This window comes from Streptomyces aureus, assembly GCF_001418135.1.
Taxonomy (GTDB): Bacteria; Actinomycetota; Actinomycetes; order Streptomycetales; family Streptomycetaceae; genus Streptomyces; species Streptomyces aureus_A.
The window spans coordinates 237-6614 of record NZ_LIPQ01000496.1 but is presented as its reverse complement, the minus strand read 5'-3'; the positions used below and the strand labels follow the sequence as shown (position 1 = coordinate 6614).

6 protein-coding genes are annotated in these 6378 nt (G+C 73.6%); 3 read left to right on the top strand and 3 right to left on the bottom strand.

All coding sequences use genetic code 11. The features are described from left to right. Nucleotides 1–562: hypothetical protein (locus AOK00_RS32175; RefSeq protein WP_055603702.1), on the bottom strand; the 562-nt coding region annotated here is incomplete at its 3' end. Nucleotides 563–641: 79 nt separating this feature from the next. Here AOK00_RS32175 and AOK00_RS32170 point away from each other — a divergent pair. From AOK00_RS32170 to AOK00_RS32160, 3 genes are all read left to right on the top strand, one after another. Continuing rightward, a complete protein-coding gene (locus tag AOK00_RS32170) occupies nt 642–1364 on the top strand; it encodes an aquaporin (RefSeq protein ID WP_055603701.1) in 723 nt (240 codons plus the stop codon). A 39-nt stretch (nt 1365–1403) separates the two neighbouring features. After that, nucleotides 1404–2090: a SanA/YdcF family protein gene (locus tag AOK00_RS32165; protein ID WP_055603700.1), complete on the top strand. Its 687-nt coding sequence runs from the start codon at nt 1404–1406 to the stop codon at nt 2088–2090. 75 nt (nt 2091–2165) lie between these two features. Further along, a complete protein-coding gene (locus tag AOK00_RS32160) occupies nt 2166–4274 on the top strand; it encodes a molybdopterin oxidoreductase family protein (protein WP_055603699.1) in 2109 nt (702 codons plus the stop codon). Between the two features lie 8 nt (nt 4275–4282). On the opposite strand, the gene cutA is transcribed toward AOK00_RS32160, so the two are convergent. Next, a complete protein-coding gene (gene cutA / locus AOK00_RS41505; RefSeq protein WP_055603698.1) occupies nt 4283–5002 on the bottom strand; it encodes a divalent cation tolerance protein CutA in 720 nt (239 codons plus the stop codon). Next, a partial coding sequence (locus AOK00_RS32150) for an ABC transporter ATP-binding protein (RefSeq protein ID WP_063886701.1) occupies nt 4999–6378 on the bottom strand: 1380 nt, incomplete at its 5' end. The genes AOK00_RS32150 and cutA, both read right to left, overlap by 4 nt.

The window sequence follows — 6378 nt, the reverse complement described above, 5'->3', positions numbered from 1 at the left end:
CCGCCCAGGTCACGGACGGGTCGGTGCCGCCGGTGGCGAAGAGGTTGGAGAGGCCGATGACCGGGCCGCTGTCGCTGAGGACGGCTCCGCCGATGATCCGGCCGTCGGCCGCGTGCCCCGCGACGATCGTGACGGCCGGGTCGGCGAGGAGTCCGGGGCGGAAGAGCGCCGCGTCGTCGGCGTCGTCACCGCTCCACGCGAGGGCCCAGGCGGCGAGTTCCCCGGGCGTGCGGACCGGGCGCCAGTCGCCGGTGGCGGCGGGGACGGGAAGGCCCGCGGGGCGGGCGATCCACCGGGCCTCGAACAGGAGTCGGAAGCCCTCGGCGGCCAGGTCGAGGCGGCCGAAGCTGTCCTTGACGGAGGCTCCGGGGGTGCTGCGGTCGATCCCGGCCAGGACGTCCTTCACGTCCGCGTCCTCGGTGAGCGTCACCGCGTCGGGGTAGTACAGCGGGGTGCGGCGGTCGTTCGTCCAGGCACGGGGGCCGAAGGTGCCGGGGTGTCCGTGGGCGCGGCACATGGCCTCGCACCACTCGGCGTTGTTGCGGACGGCATCGGTGATCATGCGCGGATCGTAGGCGTGTCCGCGGATTCCTGCTCCCTGTTTCTTTTCGCATTCCGTTCTGCGGAATATATTTTCCACCATGAGAATGTCCCCGCCCTCTCTCCCCCGGCGTACGGCCGCCGAGTTCATCGGTACCGCCGCGCTCGTCGCCGTCATCGTCGGCTCCGGTATCCGCGCCGACTCCCTCAGCCAGGACATCGGCGTCCGGCTGCTCGCCAACGCCGCCGCCTCCGCCCTCGGCCTCGGGCTGCTCATCGCCCTCATCGGGCCGCTCTCCGGCGCCCACTTCAACCCCGTCGTCACCCTCTCCGAGTGGTGGTCCCGACGCCGTACGGGCGGCTCGCGCGAGGTCCTCGCCTACATCGGCGCCCAGCTCGCCGGGGCCGTGACGGGCGCGCTGCTCGCCGAGGCGATGTTCGGGCGGGCGCCCGGCGCCTGGGCCACCGAGCCCCGCGGAGCGCTCCACCTCCTCCTCGGCGAGGCCGTCGCCACCGCCGGGCTCGTCCTCGTCGTCCAGGGCCTGCGCCACATCGGCCGCCCCGGGCTCGCCCCGGTCGCGGTCGCCGGCTACATCGGCGCGGCGATCTGGTTCACCTCCTCCGGGTCCTTCGCCAATCCGGCCGCCACCGTCGGCCGCGCGTTCTCCGACTCCTTCACCGGGATCGCCCCCGGCTCGGTGCCCGCCTTCGCCGCCGCCCAGCTGCTCGGCATGCTGCTCGGGATGGTCCTGGCCGGTGTGTTGTACGGAACACGCGACGCCGCCGCCGAACCGAATCCCGCCGACGCGCGTCGGACGGGGTGACAGAACGACACCGAGTCCACCCGCCACGGAGGTTCCCGCATGCCGGCCCGGCTCACCAGGTTGATCCCGCGCACCACACGGGCCCGCCGCCGCACCGTGCAGGCCCTGATGCTGGGCGCCGTCCTCGCGCTCACCCCCGTCACCTGGATGCACACCGCCGCCGCCGGGAAGCTCCGTACCACCGCCGACGTGCCCGCCCGGGACGTCGCCGTCGTCTTCGGCGCCGGGCTGTGGAAGGGGCGCCCCACCCCGTACCTCGCGCACCGGCTCGACACGGCCGCCGAGCTGTACCGGACGGGGAAGGTCCGGGTCCTGCTCGTCACCGGCGACAACAGCAGGACCGCGTACGACGAACCCAGCGCCATGCGCACGTACCTCACCGAGCGCGGGGTGCCGGACGGCCGGATCGTCAGCGACTACGCCGGCTTCGACACCTGGGACTCCTGCGTCCGGGCCCGGAAGGTCTTCGGCGTCGACCGGGCCGTGCTCGTCACCCAGGACTTCCACATCAAGCGGGCCGTCGCACTGTGCGGACGGGCCGGCGTCGACGCGTACGGCGTCGGGGTCCCCGAACCCCACGACCGCACCTGGTACTACGGCACCACCCGGGAGCTCTTCGCCGCCGGCAAGGCCTCCCTCGACGCAGCGCTCCGGCCCGACCCGCACTTCCTCGGCCCGGAGGAGAAGGGCGTCACCGAGGCGCTGGCCTCACCCCGGGAGCCGTAGCGGACGGAGAGCATCGCACCGCGCCCGTAATCAGCGGTGCCGCCCCGCGTAACACGCCTGACCCACGCTGGCCGTATGTCCGAGGTCACCGCCGTACCCACCCACTGCCCCTACTGCGCCCTGCAGTGCGGCATGTCGCTCCGCCCCACCGGCGTCCCGGAGCTGCCCGCCGAGGTGGTCGACCGGAACGACTTCCCCGTCAACCGGGGCGCGCTGTGCGGCAAGGGCCGCACCGCCCCCGCCGTGCTCTCCTCCCGGGTCCGGCTCACCGAGCCCCTGGTCCGATGCCCTGACACGGGGGCCCTGGTGCCCGCGTCCTGGGAGGAGGCCCTCGCCGCCGTCGCCGACGGGCTGCGCCGGACCCGCGCCGACCACGGTCCCGATGCCGTGGGGGTCTTCGGCGGCGGCGGCCTCACCAACGAGAAGGCGTACACGCTGGGGAAGTTCGCCCGGCTGGTGCTCGGCACCTCGCAGATCGACTACAACGGGCGCTTCTGCATGTCGTCGGCGGCCGCCGCGCACGGCAGGGCGTTCGGGCTCGACCGGGGGCTGCCCTTCCCCCTGGAGGACATCCCGAAGACCGGCTGCGTGATCCTCGTCGGCTCCAACCTGGCCGAGACCATGCCGCCCGCCCTCCGCTACCTCACCGAGCTGAAGGCGAACGGCGGAAAGCTGATCGTCATCGATCCGCGCCGCACCCGCACCGCCGAGCAGGCCGACCTCCACCTCGCGCCCCGCCCCGGCACCGACCTCGCGCTCGCCCTCGGCATGCTCCACCTCGTGGTGGCCGAAGGACGCGTCGACCAGGAGTTCGTGGCAACGCGCACCTCCGGCTGGGAGGCCGCGCGCGCCGGGGCCATGTCCCACTGGCCCGAGCAGGTCGAGCGCATCACGGGCGTGCCGGTGCCGCGGCTCCGGGAGGCCGTCGCGCTGTTCGGCGACGCCGCCACCGGCATGGTCCTGACCGCACGCGGCCCCGAGCAGCAGTCCAAGGGCACCGACACCGTCGGCGCCTGGATCAACCTCTGCCTGGCCACCGGGAAGGCGGGCCGGCCCCTCAGCGGCTACGGCTGCCTCACCGGCCAGGGCAACGGCCAGGGCGGCCGCGAGCACGGCCAGAAGGCCGACCAGCTCCCCGGCTACCGCAAGCTCGACGACCCGGCCGCACGCGCGCACGTGGCCGGGGTCTGGGGGGTGTCCCCCGAGTCGCTGCCGGGGCCGGGCAGGAGCGCGTACGAACTCCTCGACGCGCTCGGCGGCGAGGTGAAGTCCCTGCTCCTCATGGGCTCCAACCCGGTCGTCTCCGCGCCCCGCGCCGCGCACGTCGAGGGGCGGCTGCGCTCGCTCGACTTCCTCGCCGTCGCCGACGTGGTGCTCTCCGAGACCGCCGCGCTCGCCGACGTCGTGCTGCCCGTGACCCAGTGGGCGGAGGAGACCGGCACCATGACCAACCTGGAGGGTCGGGTGCTGCTCCGCCGACGCGCCCTCACCCCGCCCGCGGGGGTACGGAGCGACCTGGAGGTGCTGCACGCGCTCGCCGGGCTCCTCGGCTGGGAGAAGGGATTCCCCGCCGAACCCGAGGAGGTCTTCGACGAGCTGCGCCGGGCCTCGGCCGGCGGTCCGGCCGACTACTCGGGCATCAGCTACCGCCGGATCGAGGAGGAGCAGGGCGTGTTCTGGCCCTGCCCGGAGACCGGCGTGGGCGAGGCCGACCACGCGGGCACCCCGCGTCTCTTCCTGGACCGGTTCGCGACGCCCGACGGGCGGGCCCGGTTCGTGCCGGTGGTGCACCGGGCGGCGGCCGAGGAGACGGACGCCGAGTACCCCGTCGTCCTCACCACCGGCCGGGTCGTGTCCCAGTACCAGTCGGGTGCGCAGACCCGGCGGGTCGACGAGCTGAACGCGGCGGCCCCCGGCCCCTTCGTGGAGCTGCATCCCCGGGTCGCCGAGCGGCTCGGGGTGACCGAGGGCGAGCGGGTCGCGGTGGTCTCGCGGCGCGGCAGGGCCGTCGCACCGGCCCGGATCACCACGGCCATCCGGCCGGACACCGTCTTCATGCCGTTCCACTGGGCGGGCGAGGGCCGGGCCAACACCCTGGTGAACCCGGCGCTCGACCCCGTGTCCCGGATGCCCGAGTTCAAGGTGTGCGCGGTACGTCTGGAGCGCGCCGGGAACGACGCCTGAGCCCGTGCCTACGGCCGGCTGAACCAGTCGCCGCTCTCGATGACCGCGCCGAGGGGCGCGTCCGGCGCCGCCAGGAAGACCCATGCGGACACCCGCGCGCTGTCCCGTACCCGGACGACGTCCATCGCCACCCGCTCGTACCCGACGGGCAGCTCCAGGCGGTCGAGCAGGCCGAACAGCTCGCCGTAGGCGCCGGGCGCGGGCGTGAGCAGGGTGCCGACCACCCGGCCGCCGTCCGCCGGGACGACGTACGGATAGCCGGGACCGTCGTAGAGGACCGCCCCGTGCAGCACGGCGTCCGCCTCGGTGCCGATCCGGCCGGCGAGGAACCGGTCGTGGTTGTACGCGCCCGGGCGCAGCGTCCCGTAGACGAAGAACGGCCGCTCGTCGTGGGCCGGGCCCTCGATCTCCTGGGCGGCAGAGGTCTCGCGCTCGACCCACCGGGCGTACTCCTCGCCGACCCGGGTCACCCGGGTGGCGAGGATCTCCGGCGTCTCGTAGTCGTGGACGGCGAGGAGGTGCGCCTCCAGGGCCGGGTAGCGGGCCTCGGTGGTCTTGAACACCACCTCCCACTCCTCGGTCGTCTCGATCGCGCCCTGCCAGTGGTAGACGGACGTGACGGGCCCTGAGATCTGCGCGCAGGCGACCAGCCGGGCCTCGACGGCGCCGCGCGCCAGGGCGTCGGCCTTGGCGCGCGCGTCGGTGGTGGTGCGGACGGTGACGATCACGTCTCCACCGTACGGGCGAACTGGGCCGCGTGCAGCCGGGCGTACGCTCCCCCGGCGGCGAGGAGTTCGTCGTGGCTGCCCTGCTCGGCGATCGAGCCGCCGTCCATCACCAGGATGGTGTCCGCGTCCCGGATCGTGGAGAGCCGGTGGGCGACGACGAAGCTGGTGCGGCCCGCCCGGAGGGAGGCCATCGCCTCCTGGACGAGGAGTTCGGTCCGGGTGTCCACGGAGCTGGTGGCCTCGTCGAGGACGAGGATGACCGGGTCGGAGAGGAAGGCGCGGGCGAGGGTGATCAGCTGCTTCTCGCCGGCGCTGAGACCGCCGCCGTCCTCGTCGAGGACGGTGTCGTACCCGGCGGGCAGGGTGCGGACGAACCCGTCGGCGTGCGCGGCCCTGGCCGCTTCGACGATCCGCTCGCGCGAGACCTCGCCCGGCACCCCGTACGCGATGTTGTCGGCGATGGTGCCGCCGAAGAGCCAGGTGTCCTGGAGGACCATGCCGATGCCGGAGCGCAGCTCCTCCCGGGTCATCGCCGCCGTGTCGACGCCGTCCAGGGTGATCCGGCCGCCGGTCACCTCGTGGAAGCGGAGGAGCAGGTTGACGAGGGTCGTCTTGCCCGCCCCGGTGGGTCCGACGATGGCGACGGTCCGGCCCGGCTCCACGGTGAGGGACAGGTCCTCGATGAGCGGCTTGCCCGGCTCGTAGCGGAAGGCGACCTCCTCGAAGGAGACCCGGCCGCGGAGCGCTTCCGGCCTCTTCGGCTCGGCCGGGTCCGGGTCCTCCTCCTCGGCGTCGAGGAGGTCGAAGACCCGCTCGGCGGAGGCCACTCCGGACTGGAGGAGGTTGGCCATGGCGGCGACCTGGGTGATCGGGCCGTTGAAGTCGTACGAGTACTGGATGAAGGCCTGGACGTCGCCGACGGACAGCGTGCCGCTCGCCACCCGCAGTCCGCCGACGACGGCGATGGCGACGTAGTTCAGGTTGCCGACGAAGGTCAGCGCGGGCTGGATGAAGCCGGACACGAACTGGGCGCGGAAGCTCGCCCGGTACAGCTCCTCGCCCAGCTCGTCGAACCGGCGCACGGCCTCCTCGCGGCGGCCGAAGACGACGACCTCGGTGTGTCCGGTGATCATCTCCTCGACGTGGCTGCCGAGCCGGCCGGTGACCGCCCACTGCTTCACGAACTGCGGCTGGGCGCGGCGGCCGACGAAGCCGGCGACGACGATCGAGACGGGCACGGTGGCGAGGGCGACGAGAGCCAGCACCGGGGACACCCAGAACATCATCGCGAGGACGCCGACCAGGGTCAGCAGGGCGCGGACCATCTGGCTGAAGGCCTGCTGGAGGGTCTGGGTGATGTTGTCGATGTCGTTGGT

Excerpts from the sequence above, each read along its gene's own strand:
- AOK00_RS32170 (WP_055603701.1), top strand. The coding sequence starts at position 642 with ATGAGAATGTCCCCGCCCTCTCTCCCCCGGCGTACGGCCGCCGAGTTC.
- AOK00_RS32165 (WP_055603700.1), top strand. The coding sequence starts at position 1,404 with ATGCCGGCCCGGCTCACCAGGTTGATCCCGCGCACCACACGGGCCCGC.
- AOK00_RS32160 (WP_055603699.1), top strand. The coding sequence starts at position 2,166 with ATGTCCGAGGTCACCGCCGTACCCACCCACTGCCCCTACTGCGCCCTG.